The following is a 19,097-nucleotide window of genomic DNA, read 5'->3' on the forward strand; positions in this document are numbered from 1 at the left end:
ACTCAACCGGCAAGGTCGGCAGTTTATGAAGAAGTGAAGAGCCGACCAAGCGGGAAATGAGCCGGAGAAGCGGAAAATCCCCGGTTTTCCGCGCTTTTCAGCATAAAGCCGGCCCTCTCGGGCCGGCCTTCGTGTCTTGAGGGGCTTGTCGCGCGTTTTACGCGACTCAGTGGGCGACCGTCTGGTTCCCCGTCTTGTCGGCCACTTCCACGCTCTGGGCGGCGACCGGCTCCACCCATTCGATCGGCTCGGGTTTGCGCACCAGCGCGTGTTCCAGCACTTCGCCGACACGGCTGACCGGCACGATCTCCAGGCCGCTCTTCACGTTCTCCGGGATCTCCGCCAGGTCCTTGGCGTTCTCTTCCGGGATCAGCACCTTCTTCAGGCCGCCGCGAAGCGCCGCGAGCAGCTTCTCCTTCAGGCCGCCGATGGGCAGCACCCGGCCACGCAGGGTGATCTCGCCGGTCATGGCGATGTCCTTGCGCACGGGGATGCCCGTCATGACGGAGACGATCGCCGTCACCATGGCGACACCGGCCGAGGGACCGTCCTTCGGCGTCGCGCCTTCCGGCACGTGCACGTGGATGTCCTTCTTGTCGAAGAGCGGCGGCTCGATGCCGAAATCGATGGCCCTCGAGCGAACATAGGATGCCGCTGCCGAGATCGATTCCTTCATCACGTCGCGCAGGTTGCCGGTCACCGTCATCTTGCCCTTGCCGGGCATCATGACACCTTCGATCGTCAGGAGCTCGCCGCCGACCTCGGTCCAGGCGAGACCGGTGACGACGCCCGTCTGGTCCTCGCCCTCGGCCTGGCCGAAGCGGAAGCGCGGCACGCCGAGATAGTCGGCAAGGTTCTTCTCCGTCACCTTGACCGTCTCTTTGCCGGACTTCAGGATCTCGGTCACCGCCTTGCGCGCCAGCTTCATCAGCTCGCGCTCCAGGTTACGCACACCGGCTTCCCGCGTGTAGGTGCGGATGATCTCCTGCAGCGCGCTGTCGGTGACGGAGAACTCCTTCTCCTTCAGCGCATGCTCGCGCACGGCCTTGGGCAGCAGATGCCGCTTGGCGATCTCGACCTTCTCGTCCTCCGTGTAGCCGGCGATACGGATGATCTCCATCCGGTCCATCAGGGCCGGCGGGATGTTCAGCGTATTCGCCGTCGTCACGAACATGACGCTCGACAGGTCGTACTCGACCTCGAGGTAGTGATCCATGAAGGTCGAGTTCTGCTCGGGATCGAGCACCTCGAGCAAGGCCGAGGACGGATCGCCGCGGAAGTCCATGCCCATCTTGTCGATCTCATCGAGCAGGAAGAGCGGGTTCGACTTCTTCGCCTTCTTCATCGACTGGATGACCTTGCCGGGCATCGAGCCGATATAGGTGCGGCGGTGGCCGCGGATCTCGGCCTCGTCGCGCACGCCGCCCAGCGCCATGCGCACGAACTCACGGCCCGTGGCCCGCGCGATCGACTTGCCGAGCGAGGTCTTGCCGACCCCGGGAGGACCGACGAGGCACAGGATCGGGCCCTTCAGCTTCCGCTGACGGCTCTGCACGGCGAGATATTCGACAATGCGCTCCTTGACCTTCTCGAGGCCGAAATGGTCGGCGTCGAGCACCTCTTCGGCGAAGTTCAGGTCGTTGCGGACCTTGGTGTTCTTCTTCCACGGAATGGAGAGCAGCCAGTCGAGATAATTGCGCACGACCGTCGCCTCGGCAGACATGGGCGACATGGTCTGCAGCTTCTTCAGCTCGGCATCGGCCTTCTCGCGCGCTTCCTTGGAAAGCTTCGTCTTCTTGATGCGCTCCTCGAGCTCGGCCACCTCGTTGCGGCCGTCCTCGCCCTCGCCGAGCTCCTTCTGGATCGCCTTCATCTGCTCGTTGAGGTAGTACTCGCGCTGGGTCTTCTCCATCTGCCGCTTCACACGGCTGCGGATGCGCTTCTCCACCTGCAGGACCGAGATCTCGGCCTCCATGAAGCCCATGGCCTTCTCAAGCCGCTCGCGCACGGAGAGCGTGGCCAGCATCTCCTGCTTCTCGGGGATCTTGATAGCCAGGTGCGAAGCGACCGTGTCGGCCAGCTTGGCATAGTCCTCGATCTGGCTCGCCGCGCCCACGACCTCGGGCGAGATCTTCTTGTTGAGCTTCACATAGTTCTCGAAGTCGGCGACGACGGAGCGGGCCAGCGCCTCGATCTCGACCTCGTCTTCCTCCGGCGTTGGCAGGAACTCCGCACGCGCCTCGTGGAAATCCTCGCGCTCCGTGAAGCCGGAAATGCGCGCGCGCGCAGCGCCCTCGACCAGCACCTTGACTGTGCCGTCGGGCAGCTTCAGGAGTTGCAGGACATTGGCAAGGGTGCCGATGTCATAGATGCCGCTCGGGTCGGGATCGTCGTCGGCGGCATTCATCTGGGTCGCCAGCAGAACCTGCTTCTCGGCGCCCATCACCTCTTCCAGCGCCTTGATCGACTTCTCGCGCCCCACGAAGAGCGGCACGATCATGTGCGGGAACACAACGATGTCGCGCAGGGGCAGCACCGGGAAGAGCGTTTCACCGGAAGTCTTGGGGGTGCCGGGAGTCTTGGGGGAGTTTGTCATCTTTCAGCCTTTGTCAGCCGCGGCCGCTCTCAAGAGCCAGCCACGGGCCTTGCTTTCGAAGGATACCGTCCGCCCGTGGGGCTTGCCATACGCAACGCCGACCCGGAGGACGAAACCCGCCACATGTCCATTAAGTGGAGGCGCGCGCCACTAAGATCAAGGGCGCTGCGCCGGCCTTCGAGCCCGGACGGCGAAAGGGGGATATCGGCCCTCCGGCCGCGCCCTGCTACCCCGTCCCGACGGCCCGCTTTTCTCACGCGCTGACGCTGCCTTTTTCCTTCTCGCGCTCGGCGTAGATGTAGAGGGGACGTGCATTGCCGTTGACCACCTCGTCGGAGATCACGACCTCCTGGACGCCCTCCAGCGCCGGCAACTCGAACATTGTGTCGAGCAGGATCGATTCCATGATGGAGCGCAAGCCGCGCGCGCCGGTCTTGCGCTCGATGGCGCGTTTGGCGATCGCCAGAAGCGCGTTCTCGTGGAAGGTGAGTTCCACGTTCTCCATCTCGAACAGCCGCTGATACTGCTTCACCAGTGCGTTCTTCGGCTCGCTGAGGATCTGCACCAGAGCTTCCTCGTCGAGGTCCTCCAGCGTCGCCAGCACCGGCACGCGGCCCACGAACTCCGGAATGAGGCCGAACTTCAACAGGTCCTCCGGCTCCACCTGGCGCAGGAGCTCGCCGGCACGGCGATCCTCGGGCGAAGAGACGTTGGCGGCAAAGCCGATGGAGGTCTTGCGGCCGCGATCGGAGATGATCTTTTCGAGCCCGGCGAAGGCGCCGCCGCAGATGAACAGGATCGACGATGTGTCGACCTGCAGGAACTCCTGCTGCGGGTGCTTGCGCCCGCCCTGGGGCGGCACGGAGGCGACAGTGCCTTCCATGATCTTCAAGAGCGCTTGCTGCACGCCCTCGCCCGATACGTCGCGTGTGATGGACGGGTTGTCGGACTTGCGGGAAATCTTGTCGATCTCGTCGATATAGACGATGCCGCGCTGGGCGCGCTCGACGTTGTAGTCGGCCGACTGCAGGAGCTTGAGGATAATGTTCTCCACATCCTCGCCCACGTAGCCCGCCTCGGTCAGCGTCGTCGCGTCGGCCATGGTGAAGGGCACATCGATGATGCGCGCCAGCGTCTGCGCCAGCAGCGTCTTGCCGCAGCCGGTGGGGCCGATCAGAAGGATGTTGGACTTCGCCAGCTCCACGTCGGGATTCTTGCCGGCATGGGCAAGCCGCTTGTAATGGTTGTGCACGGCCACCGAGAGCACGCGCTTGGCATAGTTCTGGCCGATCACGTAGTCGTCGAGAACCTTCAGGATCTCCTGCGGGGTCGGCACGCCCTCACGCGACTTCACCATCGAGGATTTGTTCTCCTCGCGGATGATGTCCATGCACAGCTCGACGCATTCATCGCAGATGAAGACGGTCGGCCCGGCGATCAGCTTGCGCACCTCGTGCTGGCTCTTGCCGCAGAACGAGCAGTACAGCGTGTTCTTGGAATCACCGCCGCTGTTGCTGATCTTGCTCATCTCTCACGTCCTTTCAGTACCACCGGCGCCCCTTCACGAGGTCGTCTGCCGGAGGGCGAAGAAAGGGTCTGACCCCCGCAACTTCGCCCCATTGTCGTTTTCCGAACGAACCACAAATCGGAAAGCGCGGCAACAATCCCCAGCAAAGACTAGGGTATCGAACTTCAACATAGGCTTAACGTAGGCGGTTGCCAGCGCCGAGGGAACAGGAAATTGTGACGGAAATGACGCAGCACCCAGCAATTTTCGCCATCCGTTCCCCGCCCCGCCCACTTACGAGACCTTTGGGGCCTCGATCAGTTCGCGATTCGTGATCACCCTGTCGATGAGACCGAACTCCTTGGCCTCGTCCGAGTTCATGAAGTGGTCGCGGTCGAGCGTCTTTTCGATCGTCTCGTAGTCCTGGCCCGTGTGCGTGACATAGACCTCGTTGAGCCGCCGCTTCAATTTGATGATATCCTGGGCGTGGCGCTCGATATCGGAAGCCTGTCCCTGGAAGCCGCCGGACGGCTGGTGCACCATGATGCGGGCGTTCGGCGTTGCAAAGCGCATGTCCTTGGCGCCGGCGCACAAGAGGAGGGAGCCCATGGAGGCCGCCTGGCCGAAGCACAAGGTAGAGACCGGCGGCTGGATGAATTGCATCGTGTCGTAGATGGCCATGCCGCTCGTCACCACGCCGCCTGGCGAATTGATGTAGAGCGCGATCTCCTTCTTCGCGTTCTCCGCCTCGAGGAAGAGGAGCTGCGCGCACACCAGCGCGGCCACGCTGTCCTCGATCGGCCCCGTGATGAAGATGATACGTTCCTTCAGGAGGCGCGAGAAAATGTCATAGGCGCGCTCGCCGCGGTTCGTCTGCTCGACGACCATCGGCACAAGGTTCATCGCGGTCTCGATGGGATTGGGCATGGAGGGATACCTTATTCCTTGGAAGCGCCGGCCCGCCGGGCGCGAGGCAGATTCGTTCTCTTTACGCCGATATAGGATGCCCGCTCCCGCCTGCGCAAGGCCACGATTGAATTGCCGTGCTCCATAAGCCCCGCGCACCGGTTGCGCCGCCGCGAAAGAGGGCTAAGACAGAGCCCATGAGCATCGCCGAATCCCCTCCCCTCTCCCTCGACCGGCAAAGCCGTCGCCTGCGGCTCGACCCGCACACGCCCGCCTTCGTGCAGAACCCCTACGCGGCCTACGCCCACCTGCACGAAAACGCCCGCGTCTTCTTCTGGGAAGATTACGGCATGTGGTGCCTGGCGGGCTACGAGGAGGTGAACGGCGCGCTGCGCAACCGCCGGCTCGGCCGGCAGGTGCCGGCGGGCACGACGCTCTACGGCGAGCCGCATCTGAAGGCGTTCGCGGCGGTCGAGGCGCATTCCATGCTGGAGCTGAAGCCGCCGGCGCACACGCGGCTCAGAACGCTCGTCAACCGCGCCTTCGTCTCGCGCCAGGTGGAGCGGCTGCGCCCGCGCGTCGAGGCGCTGTGCCACGGCCTCATCGACGGCTTTTCGGCGGACGGCGAGGCGGATCTGATCCCCGCCTTCGCCACACCGGTGCCCATCACCATCATCGCCGAGATGCTGGGCGTGCCGGTGGAGATGGGAAGCCAGCTCCTCGACTGGTCGCACCGCATGGTCGCCATGTACATGCACGGCCGGAGCCAGGCCGTGGAGGAGAGCGCCAACGAGGCGGCGCGCGAATTCGGCGATTTCATCCGCTCCTACGCGGCGAAGCGGCGGAGCGAGCCCGGCGACGACCTCCTCTCCCTCCTCATCTCGGCGCATGAAAGCGGCGACAGGCTGTCGGAGGACGAGCTCGTCTCCTCGACCATCCTGCTTCTGAACGCCGGCCACGAGGCAACGGTGCACCAGCTCGGCAACGCCCTCGCGACCGTCCTCGCCGCCCTGGGTAAGGACGGCGGCGATCCACGCCGCTTCTTCCACACGCCGGAGGAGACGGCAGCCACGGTCGAGGAATGCCTGCGCTACGACCCGCCGCTGCACATGTTCACCCGTTATGCCTACGAGCGGGTGGAGATCGCCGAGGGCGTGTTCCTGGAGCCCGGCGAAAAGGTCGGCCTGATGCTGGGCGCGGCCAACTGCGATCCTCGGGCCTTCGACCGCCCGCGCATCTTCCTTCCTGGCCGTGCGGATCAGAAGAACGTCTCCTTCGGCGCCGGCATCCACTTCTGCATCGGCGCACCGCTGGCCCGGCTGGAATTGCAGGCGGCGCTGAAAGTGTTGCTCGAGCGGCTGCCGAAGATCACGCTGGCCGAGACACCGCTGTATCGTGACACCTATCATTTCCACGGGCTGGAGCGGTTGGTGTGCCGATGGTGAGCGCGCCAGCGCGGGTCCCCCAAACGCAAGGAAAGCACTGGGATTCCTCCCAGTGCCTCCCTGTCCAATTCAGGTGCCCGGTCCGACCGTCCGAAAGACTGGCGCGTTCCAGACCCTGATTGACGGTTCCCGGTGGTGCATTGCTCGCGCTTGCGCGCTCGCGTCCGCCCTGCCGGGTCGCCCCTTCTCCACCTGTAAAGGCCTCCAAGAGGCGCACCATCGAAGGACTAACCGGCCTTCATGGCAGCATCGGTCTGCCGTTTGCGTTCCGGAACCGCTTGCGACAGCTCCGCTGGACCCCTGGCACCGGACCCAAACTCCGGATCGAAACCCGTCGCCCGACCGGGCCAGCACGGCCTCAGAAAATCCCTTCAGTTGGTTCCGCTGTCCGGGCGGACTGTTGGGCTCCTGAGTTGGTTCGAGCTTACGTCGCGCAGGGGTGCGGCGCAATGGCGCACCCCTTGTGGAAAGCGAGGATTGCGGGGAAAGCACCTACGATTCTTTACACCGGCGGGCACCTGCGGCCCGCCAAGATCGCCTGCAAGCGCATGGCGGCGGGCCTTACACCTTCGCGAGCGCTTGCTCCAGGTCGGCGATGATATCGTCCACGTCCTCGATGCCGATCGAGAGGCGGATAACGTCCGGCCCCGCCCCCGCCGCCACCTTCTGCTCGTCGGTGAGCTGCCGGTGCGTTGTTGAGGCCGGGTGGATGATGAGGGACTTCGTGTCGCCGATATTGGCCAGATGCGAGAACAGCTCGACGCCCTCCACCACCTTCACGCCGGCGTCGAAGCCGCCCTTCAGCCCAAAGGTGAAGACGGCGCCGGCGCCCTTGGGCGAATATTTGCGCATGAGGTCGTGGTTGGCGTCGCCAGGCAGGCCCGGATAGGACACCCAGGCCACCTGCGGCTGTTCCCCGAGCCATGTCGCCACCTTAAGCGCATTGTCGGAATGGCGCTGCATCCTGAGCGGCAGCGTCTCGATGCCGGTAAGGATGAGGAAGGCGTTGAAGGGAGAAATGGCGGGGCCGAAATCGCGCAAGCCGAGCACCCGCGCCGCAATGGCGAAGGCGAAGTTGCCGAAGGTCTCGTGCAGCACCATGCCGCCATATTCGGGCCTCGGCTCCGAGAGCATCGGGTAGTTGCCGGACTTCGACCAATCGAAAGTGCCGCAATCGACCAGCGCGCCGCCGACCGAATTGCCGTGGCCGCCCATGAACTTGGTCAGCGAGTGCACGACGACATCGGCGCCGTGTTCGATGGGGCGCAGGAGATAGGGCGAGGCCATGGTGTTGTCGACGATGAAGGGCAGCCCGTGCCGGCGCGCCACCTCGGCGATCTTCTCAAGGTCGACGAAGGTGCCACCTGGATTGGCGAGACTTTCCACGAAGATGGCGCGGGTATTCTCGTCGATCTGGTTCTCGAAGGCTGCGATGTCGTCCGGATCGGCCCAGCGCACCTCCCAGTTGAAGTTCTTGAAGGCGTGGCCGAACTGGTTGATCGAACCGCCATAGAGCTTCCTGGCGGCGATGAAATTGGCGCCCGGCTGCATCAGCGTATGGAAGACGAGAAGCTGGGCCCCATGGCCCGAGGCGGTCGCCACCGCCGCCGTTCCCCCTTCGAGCGCGGCGATCCGCTCCTCCAGAACCGCCTGAGTGGGGTTCATGATGCGGGTATAGATATTGCCGAAGGCCTTCAGCCCGAACAGCGAGGCCGCATGGTCGACGTCGTCGAAGACATAGGACGTCGTCTGATAGATCGGCGTGGCGCGCGCGCCGGTCGCGGGGTCGGGCTGGGCGCCGGCGTGGATGGCAAGCGTGTTGAAACCGGGCGTGCGCTCGTTCATGGGGTTTCCTCCGTTCTCGTCGGCGCCATCCTTACTAAGCCGGAGGAGCGAGGGCAAAGAAGATTTGTCCAATTTCGGGTGGACGGACGAAAGTTCGCGCGGCATCCGGCCGACCACGGCAATCGGCGGTTACCGCTGGCGGATGCCGAAGCTCTGAAAACCCTGCCGCATCACCGGCTTTTTCGAGGAAATAACGCGGCTGTTGACCCCGTTCCAGCCGATCTCGCCCGACAATCGGCCGTATTCGATCTTCGGGCAGCGGTTCATGACGACCTTGATGCCCTTTTCCTCCAACCGCACTGCTGAGGCGTCGTCGCGCACGGTGAGCTGCATCCACACCACCTTGGGCAGCGGGTCCATGGCCAGGATCTCCTCGACGATGCCCGGCACGGCATTGGACGCACGGAAGATGTCCACCATGTCGACCGGGCCGGGAAGATCGGCAAGCGAAGCGTAGGTCATGGCGCCGGCGATCTCCTTGCCGGTCTGGCCGGGATTGACCGGGTATACCCGGTATCCCTTGTCGATCAGATACTTCGTGACGAAGAAGCTCGGCCGCACGTCGTTGGCCGAAGCGCCGATGATGGCGATCGACTTCACGGAGTTCAGGATGCCGGCGATATAGGCATTGTCGTAGGTATCGTGGTTCATTCGGGGAGCGTAATACGGCCTTCCTCGTCGATTGGAAAGTCCGGGTTATGCGCAACTTCCCACAGATTGCCCTCGGTGTCCTCGAAATAGCCCTGCATCCCGCCAAAGAAGGCGCGCCGCGCCGGCTTGACGATGCGACCGCCGGCCTTCTCCACCCGCTCGAGCATGAGCCCCACCTCGGCTTCCGAGCGCGTGTTGTAGGCAAGCGCGACGCCGGAGAAGCCCCGCTTTCTCTCCCTGATGCCGGCGTCCTCGGCCAGTTCGTCGCGCGGCCACAGCGCCAGGATCACGCCGCCCATCTGGAAGAAGGCGACGCCCTCGGTGATCTTCTCGTTACGTTCCAGGCCCATATCCTCGTAGAAGCGGACCGCGCGGTCGAGATCGTCGACGCCGAGGGTGATGATGGAGATGCGCGGTTCCATCACTCGCCCCTCCACTGCGGCTTGCGCTTGTCGATGAAGGCGCCGATGCCCTCCTCCGCGTCGCGCGCCATCATGTTCTCCACCATGACGCGCGCCGTATATTCATAGGCCTCGGCCAGGCCCATTTCCGCCTGCCGGTAAAAGGCCTCCTTGCCGATCTTCAGCGTCAAAGGCGATTTGGACGCAACGGCTTCGGCCAGGTTCATCACACCGCGATTCAACGCGTCCGGCGCCACCACGCGGTTGACGAGGCCGTAGGAGAGCGCGGTGTCGGCGTCGATCATCTCGCCCGTCAGAAGCATCTCCATCGCCTGCTTGCGCGGGACGTTGCGCGACAGCGCCACCATGGGCGTCGAGCAGAACAGGCCGATATTGACGCCGGGCGTGGCGAAGCGGGCGTTCCCTGTCGCCACCGCCAGGTCGCACGAAGCGACGAGCTGGCAACCGGCCGCCGTCGCCACGCCGTCGACAGCGGCGATCACCGGTTTGGGATGGCGCACGATCGTCTGCATGAGGGAGGCGCAGAGCGCCATGGTCTCGGCGAAGAAGCTTCTCCCCCGGTCGGGGTCCTTACGATGCGCCGTCATCTCTTTCAGGTCATGGCCGGCCGAAAACACCTTGCCCTCATGCGCCAGCACGATCACCCGCACCGCCGCCTCGTCCCGCGCCGCGTCGAGCGCGGCCTTCAGCGCCTCCATCATGGCGATGGACAACGCGTTCGCCGGCGGGTTGTCGAGCGTCAGCGTCAGGATGCCCCCGGTGCGCACGCTGCCGACAAGGCTCCGCGTCTCGCCTCGGAAGGGCGCAACTGCCTCAGCCATGGCTCGTCTCCTCTCGGATGGACCTTGTCCCCACCTAGCACAGCACGGCTTGCAGATCAGCCGGGAAAAGGCCATCGTCGCCTTCCGTTGACGCAAAGGTCAAGCCCGCAATGGAGGAGCCGATATGGACGCAAGTGCCCCGGCGGGCCTCGCCCCGGTGATGAGCGTCGAAGAGGTCAACGCCTATCTGGCGGAGGTCTATCCGCAGCTCAACGAGGACCATACCGAGTACAGCGCCGTCGCCGTCAGCCCCGGCGGCTGCACCGTGCGGCTTGCAGCCGGCGAGCGGCACCTGAGGCCCGGGAACACAGTCTCGGGGCCGGCGCTCTTCACGCTCGCCGATATCGGCGGCTATGTCTGCGCGCTGTCGCATATCGGCCGCGAAGCGCTGGCGGTCACCACCAACCTCAACATCAATTTCATGCGCAAGGCCGAGGCGGGTGACATCGACGGGGAATGCCGCATCCTCAAGCTCGGCAAGACGCTGATGGTGTTCGAAGCGGCGATCACCGCCGGGCCCGACCGCGCCCTCGTCGCCCACGCCACCGGCACCTATTCCCTGCCTCCCACGCGCCGAAAGATGGGGTAATATATTACCTTTTTCGTATCCTATTGTTTTATATGACTTTTTATCGCCACACCCACCCCAATTGCGCTTGACTTGCTTCATCCCCCCTCCTATAAGCCCGCGGATCGTGGCATTTGCCGTGATTTATCGAGGGCCCGTGTCGGGCCATCGGTTCAAGCAACAAGAAACGCCCTGCCCCGGCAGGGTTCAAGATTAAGACAGGACGACCATGAAAACCTTCTCGCAGAAGCCTGCGGAGGTGGAGAAGAAGTGGGTACTGATCGACGCCGAAGGGCTTGTCGTCGGCCGCCTCGCCACCATCGTAGCCAACCGCCTGCGCGGCAAGCACAAGCCCACCTTCACTCCGCATGTCGATGACGGCGACAACGTCATCATCATCAATGCCGACAAGGTGGTCTTCACCGGCAGGAAATACCAGAACAAGAAATACTACTGGCACACCGGCCACCCGGGCGGCATCAAGGAGCGCACGGCGCGCGACATCCTCGAGGGCCGTTTCCCCGAGCGCGTGGTCGAGAAGGCCGTCGAGCGCATGATCCCGCGCGGACCGCTCGGACGCCGCCAGATGAAGAACCTGCGCGTCTACGCGGGAACCGACCATCCTCACGTCGCCCAGCAGCCGGAAAAGCTCGATGTCGCGGCGATGAGCAAGAAGAACGTAAGGGTCCAGGCACATGGCTGAAATCAATTCCCTCCAGGAGCTGGGCGAGGCGACGCAGGCGGTCGCGCCCGAGGCCGAAGCTCCCGTGCACGTGCAGAAGCTCGACGCACAGGGCCGCGCCTACGCCACCGGCAAGCGCAAGAACGCGATCGCCCGCGTTTGGGTGAAGCCGGGCTCCGGCAAGATCACGGTCAACGACAAGGACTTCAACGCCTATTTCGCGCGTCCTGTCCTGCAGATGATCCTGCAGCAGCCGATCGTGGCGGCCAACCGCAACGGCCAGTACGACGTCGTCGCGACGGTCGTCGGCGGCGGCCTGTCGGGCCAGGCGGGCGCGGTGCGCCACGGCATCTCCAAGGCGCTCACCTATTACGAGCCGGAGCTGCGTGCGGTCCTCAAGAAGGGCGGTTTCCTCACCCGCGACAGCCGCGTGGTGGAGCGCAAGAAGTACGGCCGCGCCAAGGCCCGCCGTTCGTTCCAGTTCTCCAAGCGCTAAAAGGCTTGGGACTTTTCGGATCGGAAAAGCGGGCCTTCGGGCCCGCTTTTTTGTTGTGCAAATGTCATGGCACCCGTAGCCACGGGCCGACTGTCAAGGGGATATATCGCATGCTGTCCAAATCCATTGACCATGCCTTCACCGCGCGCCAAAACCTCGGCGCCGCCGGCGATCCCACCTATGCCGGCGCCCTCTCCTTCATGCGCCGCCGCTTCACCAAGACCGTGAAGGGCGCGGATGCGGTGGTGTGGGGCCTGCCCTTCGATGCGGCAGTTTCCAACCGGCCTGGCGCGCGCTTCGGGCCGCAGGCGATCCGCCGCGCCTCGGCGATCCTCGACAACGACCCGCAATATCCCTTCGGCCTCGACCTGTTCGAGGCGCTCGCCGTCGTCGACTATGGCGACTGCCGGTTCGATTACGGCTATCCGCAGAAGGCGCCCGCTACAATCGAACGGGAGGCCGGAAAGATCCTGCGCTCCGGCGCTTTCCTCGTCTCGCTCGGCGGTGACCACTCCGTCACTTGGCCGCTTCTCAAAGCCCACGCGGCAAGGCACGGCGCGCCGCTGGCCCTCGTCCAGTTCGATGCGCATCAGGACACCTGGCCGGACGACGGAAAGCGCGTCGACCATGGCTCCTTCGTCGGCCGCGCCGTGCGCGAGGGCATCGTCGACCCCGCCCGCTCCATCCAAGTCGGCATCCGCACGCACGCGCCGGAGGACTGCGGCATCCAGATCCTCCACGGCTATGAGTTGGAGGAGATGCGGGCCGCCGAAATCGCCGAGGCGATCGCTGCGCGTGTCGGCAATGCGCCGGCCTACATCACCTTCGACATCGACTGCCTCGACCCGGCCTTCGCGCCAGGCACGGGCACGCCGGTGGCCGGCGGCCCCTCCTCCGCCAGGATGCTCTCGGTCCTGCGCCAGCTCGCCCCACTCAATATCGTCGGCGCCGACATCGTCGAGGTGGCCCCGGCCTACGATCATGCCGACATCACGGCCATTGCCGGGGCGGCGGTCGCCATGCACTATCTGGGGCTTCTGGCAGAGAAGAAGCGACGATAGCGCTTCATGCGGGACCCTCGGCACTTTTCGGCACTTTTCGGATTGATTCCGGACGGCGCTTCAACCATTTGAAACCGGACTCTTTTTCGGACGCGAACCCATGACGGCAAAAATCTTCATCGACGGCGAACACGGCACCACGGGCCTGCAGATCCGCACGCGGCTCGCCGAGCGCAGCGACATCGAACTGATCTCCGTGCCCGTGGAGCGGCGCAAGGACAAGGCGGCGCGCGCGGAGTATCTGAACGCCGCCGACATCGCCATCCTCTGCCTGCCGGACGAAGCGGCGCGCGAGAGCGTCTCCCTCATCGAGAACGACACGACGCGGGTGATCGACGCCTCAACCGCCCACCGCGTTGCCGATGGCTGGGCCTACGGCTTTCCCGAGATGGACCGCGGCCAGGCGAAGGCAATCATGCACGCCAGGCGCGTCGCCAACCCCGGTTGCTGGCCGCAGGGGCCGATCGCCCTCCTGCGCCCGCTCGTGACCGCCGGCCTGCTGCCCGCCGATTTCCCCGTCACGGTCAACGGCATCTCCGGCTATTCGGGCGGCGGACGGTCGATGATCGAGGACTACGAGGCCAAGGGCGAGGACGCGCCGGAGTTTCTGCCCTACGCGCTCGGCCTCAACCACAAGCACCTGCCGGAGCTGCGCGCCTATGCAAAGCTCTCGCGCGACCCGCTGATGCAGCCGGCGGTCGGCAATTTCGCGCAAGGCATGGTCGCCGCCGTGCCCCTGCAACTCGGTCACCTCGACCGCGTGCCGAAGGGCGAGGAGCTTCATGCCGCGATAGCCGACCACTATGTGGGCCTCGAGGAGAGCGCCGTCGAGGTCGCCCCCCTGGCGACAATCGAGCGCTCCGCCGAGATCGAGCCCGAGCGCTTCAACGGCACCAACACCATGCGGCTTCACGTCTTCGCCAACGACGCGCGCGCCCAGGCGCTGCTCCTCGCCATCTATGACAATCTCGGCAAGGGCGCTTCGGGGGCGGCGGTGCAGAACCTCGATCTGATGCTGAGGACCACCTGACGCATCACGCCGCGGCATCCAACGCGCGTCATCCCGGCCGAACGAAGTGAGGGCCGGGACCCATTCCGCTCTTTCGACGCTCCAGAATGGGTCCCGGACAGCCTCCGCCCTGCGGGCTACGGCTTCCGGGGTGACGCGCGTTGGCTGACCCTGGCCAAAATTTCATCCGGCTCTCGGCAGCGGATAGGCGCCCTTGGCGGCGCGCCAGTGTGCCGCCGCAAACCCCAGCACGAGGAGTGCCGCGCCCTGGTGGGCGAGCGCCCAGCCGAGCGGCGCGACCATGAGCAGCGTGGCGATGCCGATGGCCGCCTGGGCGAGGACGAGGAAGGCGAGGACGACGGCCCGCCGCGCATGCGTCGAACCGGCGTCGGCGCGCCAGGCGGCAACGGCATGCCAGAGGACAAGCGCCACGAGCGCGTAGGCGCCGAGGCGGTGGAGGAACTGCACGGTCTTCGGGTTCTCGAACAGGTTGATCCAGGCCGGCTCCTCTACGAACAGCCCGCCCGGCACCAGCGCGCCGTCCATCAGCGGCCAGGTGTTGTAGGTCATGCCGGCGTTGAGCCCGGCAACCAGCCCGCCAAGATAGATCTGCGCCAGCACGGCAACCACCAGCCACCCGGCAAAGCGTCGCGTTCCATCGTGAGCCGGCCCGGCGCTGTGCGGCGCCAGCCCGCGCGCCACGGCCATGGTGGCGACAAAGATGATGCAGGCGATGACGAGGTGCGTGGCAAGCCGGTATTGGCTGACCTCGGTCCGCTCGACAAGGCCGGACGCCACCATCCACCAGCCGATGGCGCCCTGCAGGCCGCCGAGCGCCAGGATGCCGAGAAGCTTCGGCTTCAAGTGGCTCTCCAGCCGCCCTGTCAGCCAGAAGAAGGCGAGCGGCAGGGCGAAGACGAAGCCGACGCCGCGCGCCAGGAACCGGTGCGCCCACTCCCACCAGAAGATCACCTTGAATTCGTGCAGGCTCATTCCCCGGTTGATCTCTTCGTACTGGGGAATCTGCCTGTATTTCTCAAACTCTTCCGCCCACTCGGCCTCGCCGAGCGGCGGGATGACGCCGTGGATGGGTTTCCATTCGGTGATCGACAGGCCGGACTCGGTCAGCCGCGTCGCCCCGCCGACCAGCACCAGCGCGAACAGCGTCACGACGACGGCATAGAGCCACACGCGCACCCAGAGCCGGTTACGGCGTTCGCTGGCGACGCTCGCGGCGGGAGCGCCCAGATCCGTGGTGGCTGCCATCTCGTTGTCCAATCGGAAATCCAAAAGGTAGGTGCCGCAAAGCCGCCCGGCTTGCAAGCCTGCCCGCGGCGACATGCGGTCGCGCCGGTGCTCCGGCTGCGGCATTATTGGCCTGTCGGGCGGCCGCTGTATGCGCTATGCAGCGCCCGAGAGGATTTCGCGATGCCCGCACGCCTGAGAAAATTCGTCGGCATGGTAGCGCTGGTGGCGCTGGTCGTCGTCTATGCCATCGTCTCCACGGCGGTCGCCGTGGCGCAGCTCGCCGACAAGGGCGCGCTGGTGCACCTGATCTATTATCTGGTGACGGGGCTTCTGTGGGTTCTGCCGGCCATGGTTCTCGTCAAATGGATGGCAGGAAAGCCGCAGCGCCCGGCCGAATGAGGCTCCTCCCCCGTCGAGCATTGATTCACCTTTTGCCGGTAAGGTGCGGGAAAACACGCAAAATCAGGCTTCGTCATGGTGGACGCCGCATCCTTTTCCCAGCAGGAAACGCCGCATGCCGAGCGCGCGGCCGCGGCCGCGCGCTCGGCCTTCTCGGCGCGCATATTGCCTGCCGATGGGGCGGCGCTCGAAGCCTACGCCGCCTTCTGCGCGGATACCGTCCATTCGCCTACCCAGAGCCCCTTGTGGGCGGCCGCGTGGCTTGAAGGCACCGGTGAAGACGGGCTGATCGCCCTTCTCGAACGGAACGGGCGGCCGGCAATGGCGCTCGCCCTTGAGGTCGGGCGCAACGGTCCGTTCCGCGTCGCGCGTTTTGCCGGCGGAACGCACGCCAACGGCAACTTCCCGGCGGTGGGACCCGCTTTCGATACCGCGGACACGGCAATGGCGGCGCTCGTGGCTGCAATCCGCAAAGCCCGGCCCGATATCGACCTGCTGTCGCTTGAACGGCAAAGGAAAACCTTCGAAGGCCTGCCGAACCCCACGCTCACCCTTCCCCACACCACGAGCCCCAACATCGCGCTCGCCGCCGATCTTTCCGGCGGGTTCGACGCGATGCTCCAGACCAACGGCAAACGCAAGAGCAAGAAGCACCGCGCCCACGCCCGCAAGTTCGAGGCGGCGGGAGGTTACCGCCGCCTCGAGGCGCGTAGCGTGGAGGAGGTCGACGCCTTGCTCGACAGGTTCTTCACCCTGAAGCACACGCGCTTTGCCGAACTGGGCATAGCCGACGTCTTCGCCGCGCCCGAGGTGCGGACGCGCTGGCGGACCCTTTTCCGGGCGGCCCTTGGCAAAGAGGCACCACCCTTCGTGCTTCACGGGCTGGAGGTGGGCGGGATCCTGCGCGCCGTTACCGGCTCCAGCCGCACCAGCGACAGCATCATCTGCGAGTTCAGCACCTTCTCCCAGGACGAGCTCGTCAGTTTCAGCCCCGGCGAGTTCCTCTTCTACGAGAACATCCAGGCCGCCTGCGCGGAGGGCTTGGCGGTCTACGACCTCAGCGTCGGCGACGAACCCTACAAGCGGCTTTGGTGCGGCATGGAAACCAGCCACGCCGACGTCTTCGCCGGCCTCACGCTCAAGGGAAAACTGCTTGCGGTGGGCTACCGCGCACTCGTGCGGCTGAAACGCACAATCAAGAACGACCCCGCGGCGACAAAACTCGCCCGGCGGCTGCGCAGGATCGCGGGCGGTCAGGCCACGTCGCGGCCGGGAGGGGCGGCCGGGGAAACGTAGCCTGCCGGCGTCACCAGAAGCGGCGTGCCGAAGCCCTCTTCCTCCAATTCCGACGCCGCGGCGACGATGCTCTCTTCCTTCGGGTCGAGAACGCTCACCAGCACCCGGGTGTCGTCGTCCATGAGGCGCTCGATCGCCGGGGCATCGGCGGCGCCGCACTCGGCCACCACCAGGTCGTAGGCGGTGGTCAGCGAGTTCATGATGATGGGAAGGCGGTCGATGCCGCGCATGGCGCGGTCGGGCTCTGCCGTGCCGATCGGGATGACGTGGCAGGCCGAATAAAGGTCGGCGTGGATGACATCGGCGAACTGGGCCTCGGCCGCCAGCAGATTGGTGATGCCGGGATAGACCTTGCTTTCCAGCGTCGGCCTTGAGACGGCACCGGAGGCCGTCAGGTCCAGGAGGAGGACGCGCAGCCCCGCGTCGGCCACCTCGCGCGCCACGAGAACAGCCGTCGCGGCGGCCTCATCGCCCTCGGGCGAGACGAAGATCGCGCGCGCCACGCCGGTCGAGATCAGCGCCTCGGCGGCGGCCTCGACGTTCACCTCGCCGAGGCTGCCGATGGCCAGCGCGGGTGGCGCGGGCGCCACGTCTTCCGCCGCGACAGGCATCCGCACCTGGGGCACCGGCTCGATGTCGCCGGTGGCCGGGCGCAAGGCGCGGCCGCTGAAGAGCTCCTGCAGCAAGACCACGATGCCCATCAGGAGGAGAGAACCGGCGAAGGCTGCAAGGGTGATGGGCAGAACTTTCGGGAAGTAGGGCTCGGAGGGCGTGATGGCGCGCGAGAAGATGCGCGCATCCACCGGCAGATAGTTGCGGTCGCCGCGGGCGGCCGCCTCGCGGTAGCGCGTGAGGTAGGATTCCAGAAGCTGGCGCTGGGCGGCGGCCTCGCGCTCCAGCGCGCGCAGTTCCACCTGTTCCTCGTCGGCGCGGGCCGATTCGGCCTTCAGCGTGTTGAGATCGGCGGTCAGTTCGCGCTCGCGCAGGCGTGCCATTTCAGCCTCCTGCTCCAGCCCCTCCAGCACCTTGCGCGCCTCGATGCGGATCTGCGCGTCGAGGTCGGCAAGCTGGGACTGCAGCGCCTTGATGCGCGGGTGGTTGTCGAGGAGTGACGTCGACAAGTCGGCGATCTGCGCCCTGAGTTCCACCTGCCGCTCGCGCAGCCGCTGTATGAGGTTGGAGGCCAGCACCTCCGGGACGGTCTCCAGCGCCGCGCCCTGTTCGATGGCGGCGCGCACCGTCTGGCCCCTGGCTTCAGCCGCCGAGCGGTTGGCGCGCACCCGCGACAGTTCGCTCGACAGTTCGGACAGTTGCTGCGTGGCGAGCACCATGTTGTTCTGGCCGATCAAAAGGTCCGACCGGGCGCGGAACTCGGCAACCCGCGCCTCCGCCTCCTTCACGCGGTCGCGCAGGTCGGCGATCTCCGGCTCCAGCCATTCCGTGGCGTTCTCGTTGGACTCCGCCTTCGCCGCGCGCTGGCTGGCCACATAGGCGTCCGCGATGGCATTGGGCACACGCGCGGCCAGTTCCGGATCCTCCGAGGAAAAACGGATGACGATGACGCGGGAATTCTCGACGCGGTAGACCTCGAGTTTCTCACGGAAGGTATCGAGAACCCGCTCCTCCGGCGGGATGGCGCCGGCATCCCTTTTGAGGCCGATGACGACAAGCACCCGGTCGAGGAGCGACTGCCCACCCGCCTCAAACTCTTCGCGGCTGGCAAGATCGAGCTCCCGTGCCACCTGCGTCAGGATCTGGGTGGAGGCTATGACCTCGACCTGGCTGGCCACGCTCGCTGCGTCCAATGACGCCCGCTCGCCGGTATCGGCCGCCTGCGGGCGGGTGTAGATCGATTCGCCAACCTCGATGAGCACTCTCGTCTCGGCGCGGTAGTGCGGCGTGGCCATCGCCGCGAGCATGAAGGCGATCGCCGTAATGGCAAACGCGAAGAAGGCGATGCGCCACCATTTGTGCCTGAGGCTCGCGAACAAATGGCCGAGGTCGACGTCCACGTCGTTAGCCATCTTCCCACCGCTAGTCATTGCGCCGCACTCCGGAGTCTTCCCGCGTGAAGGTAAACCCACATGGTAACCAGGGGGTTAATCGCGCATGGTCCCCCGTGCCACCCCAAGCCGCCCATAACCG

General features: G+C 65.5%; 17 protein-coding genes. 8 read left to right on the plus strand and 9 right to left on the minus strand.

Annotation, left to right across the window (positions count from 1 at the left end):
• Positions 1–166: 166 nt before the first annotated feature.
• The 3 genes from lon to GPJ75_RS17595 all read right to left on the minus strand — a co-directional run bounded on the left by lon (position 167) and on the right by GPJ75_RS17595 (position 5,030).
• Positions 167–2,596, minus strand: a complete 2,430-nt coding sequence (gene lon / locus GPJ75_RS17585; RefSeq protein ID WP_163269691.1) for an endopeptidase La — start codon at positions 2,594–2,596, stop codon at positions 167–169.
• Between the two features lie 253 nt (positions 2,597–2,849).
• A complete protein-coding gene (gene clpX, locus GPJ75_RS17590; protein WP_163269693.1) occupies positions 2,850–4,124 on the minus strand; it encodes an ATP-dependent Clp protease ATP-binding subunit ClpX in 1,275 nt (424 codons plus the stop codon).
• A gap of 273 nt (positions 4,125–4,397) precedes the next feature.
• A complete protein-coding gene (locus tag GPJ75_RS17595; protein WP_163269695.1) occupies positions 4,398–5,030 on the minus strand; it encodes an ATP-dependent Clp protease proteolytic subunit in 633 nt (210 codons plus the stop codon).
• A 176-nt stretch (positions 5,031–5,206) separates the two neighbouring features.
• On the opposite strand from GPJ75_RS17595, the gene GPJ75_RS17600 reads away from it, so the two are divergent.
• Complete coding sequence (locus tag GPJ75_RS17600) at positions 5,207–6,454, plus strand: cytochrome P450 (RefSeq protein WP_163269697.1); 1,248 nt, start codon at positions 5,207–5,209, stop codon at positions 6,452–6,454.
• A 561-nt stretch (positions 6,455–7,015) separates the two neighbouring features.
• Here GPJ75_RS17600 and GPJ75_RS17605 read toward each other — a convergent pair.
• From GPJ75_RS17605 to GPJ75_RS17620, 4 genes are all read right to left on the minus strand, one after another.
• On the minus strand, positions 7,016–8,299 hold the full coding sequence (locus GPJ75_RS17605; RefSeq protein ID WP_163269699.1) for an O-acetylhomoserine aminocarboxypropyltransferase: 1,284 nt from the start codon (positions 8,297–8,299) through the stop codon (positions 7,016–7,018).
• Between the two features lie 129 nt (positions 8,300–8,428).
• Positions 8,429–8,950 carry a CoA-binding protein gene (locus GPJ75_RS17610; protein ID WP_163269701.1) on the minus strand — a complete coding sequence of 174 codons (522 nt, stop codon included), beginning with the start codon at positions 8,948–8,950 and terminating at the stop codon, positions 8,429–8,431.
• Entirely contained in the window at positions 8,947–9,372 is a 426-nt protein-coding gene (locus GPJ75_RS17615) for a VOC family protein (RefSeq protein WP_163269703.1), read from the minus strand. Before GPJ75_RS17615 ends, GPJ75_RS17610 begins: the two co-directional genes overlap by 4 nt.
• Positions 9,372–10,193 carry an enoyl-CoA hydratase gene (locus GPJ75_RS17620; protein ID WP_163269705.1) on the minus strand — a complete coding sequence of 274 codons (822 nt, stop codon included), beginning with the start codon at positions 10,191–10,193 and terminating at the stop codon, positions 9,372–9,374. The genes GPJ75_RS17615 and GPJ75_RS17620 overlap by 1 nt, the downstream gene beginning before the upstream one ends.
• Before the next feature lie 124 nt (positions 10,194–10,317).
• On the opposite strand from GPJ75_RS17620, the gene GPJ75_RS17625 reads away from it, so the two are divergent.
• The 5 genes from GPJ75_RS17625 to argC all read left to right on the plus strand — a co-directional run bounded on the left by GPJ75_RS17625 (position 10,318) and on the right by argC (position 14,030).
• Positions 10,318–10,782, plus strand: coding sequence for a PaaI family thioesterase (locus GPJ75_RS17625; protein ID WP_246249110.1), 465 nt, complete (start codon positions 10,318–10,320; stop codon positions 10,780–10,782).
• A gap of 208 nt (positions 10,783–10,990) precedes the next feature.
• A complete protein-coding gene (gene rplM / locus GPJ75_RS17630) occupies positions 10,991–11,464 on the plus strand; it encodes a 50S ribosomal protein L13 (protein ID WP_159586316.1) in 474 nt (157 codons plus the stop codon).
• Positions 11,457–11,939 carry a 30S ribosomal protein S9 gene (gene rpsI / locus GPJ75_RS17635; RefSeq protein WP_163269707.1) on the plus strand — a complete coding sequence of 161 codons (483 nt, stop codon included), beginning with the start codon at positions 11,457–11,459 and terminating at the stop codon, positions 11,937–11,939. Before rplM ends, rpsI begins: the two co-directional genes overlap by 8 nt.
• Positions 11,940–12,049: 110 nt before the next feature.
• A complete protein-coding gene (speB, locus tag GPJ75_RS17640; RefSeq protein ID WP_163269709.1) occupies positions 12,050–13,000 on the plus strand; it encodes an agmatinase in 951 nt (316 codons plus the stop codon).
• Positions 13,001–13,100: 100 nt separating this feature from the next.
• Entirely contained in the window at positions 13,101–14,030 is a 930-nt protein-coding gene (gene argC / locus GPJ75_RS17645; protein ID WP_163269711.1) for an N-acetyl-gamma-glutamyl-phosphate reductase, read from the plus strand.
• A 162-nt stretch (positions 14,031–14,192) separates the two neighbouring features.
• On the opposite strand, the gene GPJ75_RS17650 is transcribed toward argC, so the two are convergent.
• A complete protein-coding gene (locus tag GPJ75_RS17650; RefSeq protein ID WP_163269713.1) occupies positions 14,193–15,275 on the minus strand; it encodes a COX15/CtaA family protein in 1,083 nt (360 codons plus the stop codon).
• A 162-nt stretch (positions 15,276–15,437) separates the two neighbouring features.
• On the opposite strand from GPJ75_RS17650, the gene GPJ75_RS17655 reads away from it, so the two are divergent.
• The gene (locus GPJ75_RS17655) at positions 15,438–15,656 is read left to right on the plus strand and encodes a DUF2842 domain-containing protein (RefSeq protein ID WP_163269715.1); all 219 of its coding nucleotides are present in this window, start codon (positions 15,438–15,440) and stop codon (positions 15,654–15,656) included.
• Between the two features lie 75 nt (positions 15,657–15,731).
• Complete coding sequence (locus GPJ75_RS17660) at positions 15,732–16,952, plus strand: GNAT family N-acetyltransferase (protein WP_163269717.1); 1,221 nt, start codon at positions 15,732–15,734, stop codon at positions 16,950–16,952.
• Here the strand turns inward: GPJ75_RS17660 and GPJ75_RS17665 are convergent.
• On the minus strand, positions 16,910–18,994 hold the full coding sequence (locus GPJ75_RS17665; protein ID WP_163269719.1) for a GumC family protein: 2,085 nt from the start codon (positions 18,992–18,994) through the stop codon (positions 16,910–16,912). The genes GPJ75_RS17660 and GPJ75_RS17665 overlap by 43 nt on opposite strands.
• Positions 18,995–19,097: the final 103 nt, after the last annotated feature.

The sequence above is a fragment of the Chelativorans alearensis genome (assembly GCF_010993735.1).
GTDB lineage: Bacteria > Pseudomonadota > Alphaproteobacteria > Rhizobiales > Rhizobiaceae > Chelativorans > Chelativorans alearense.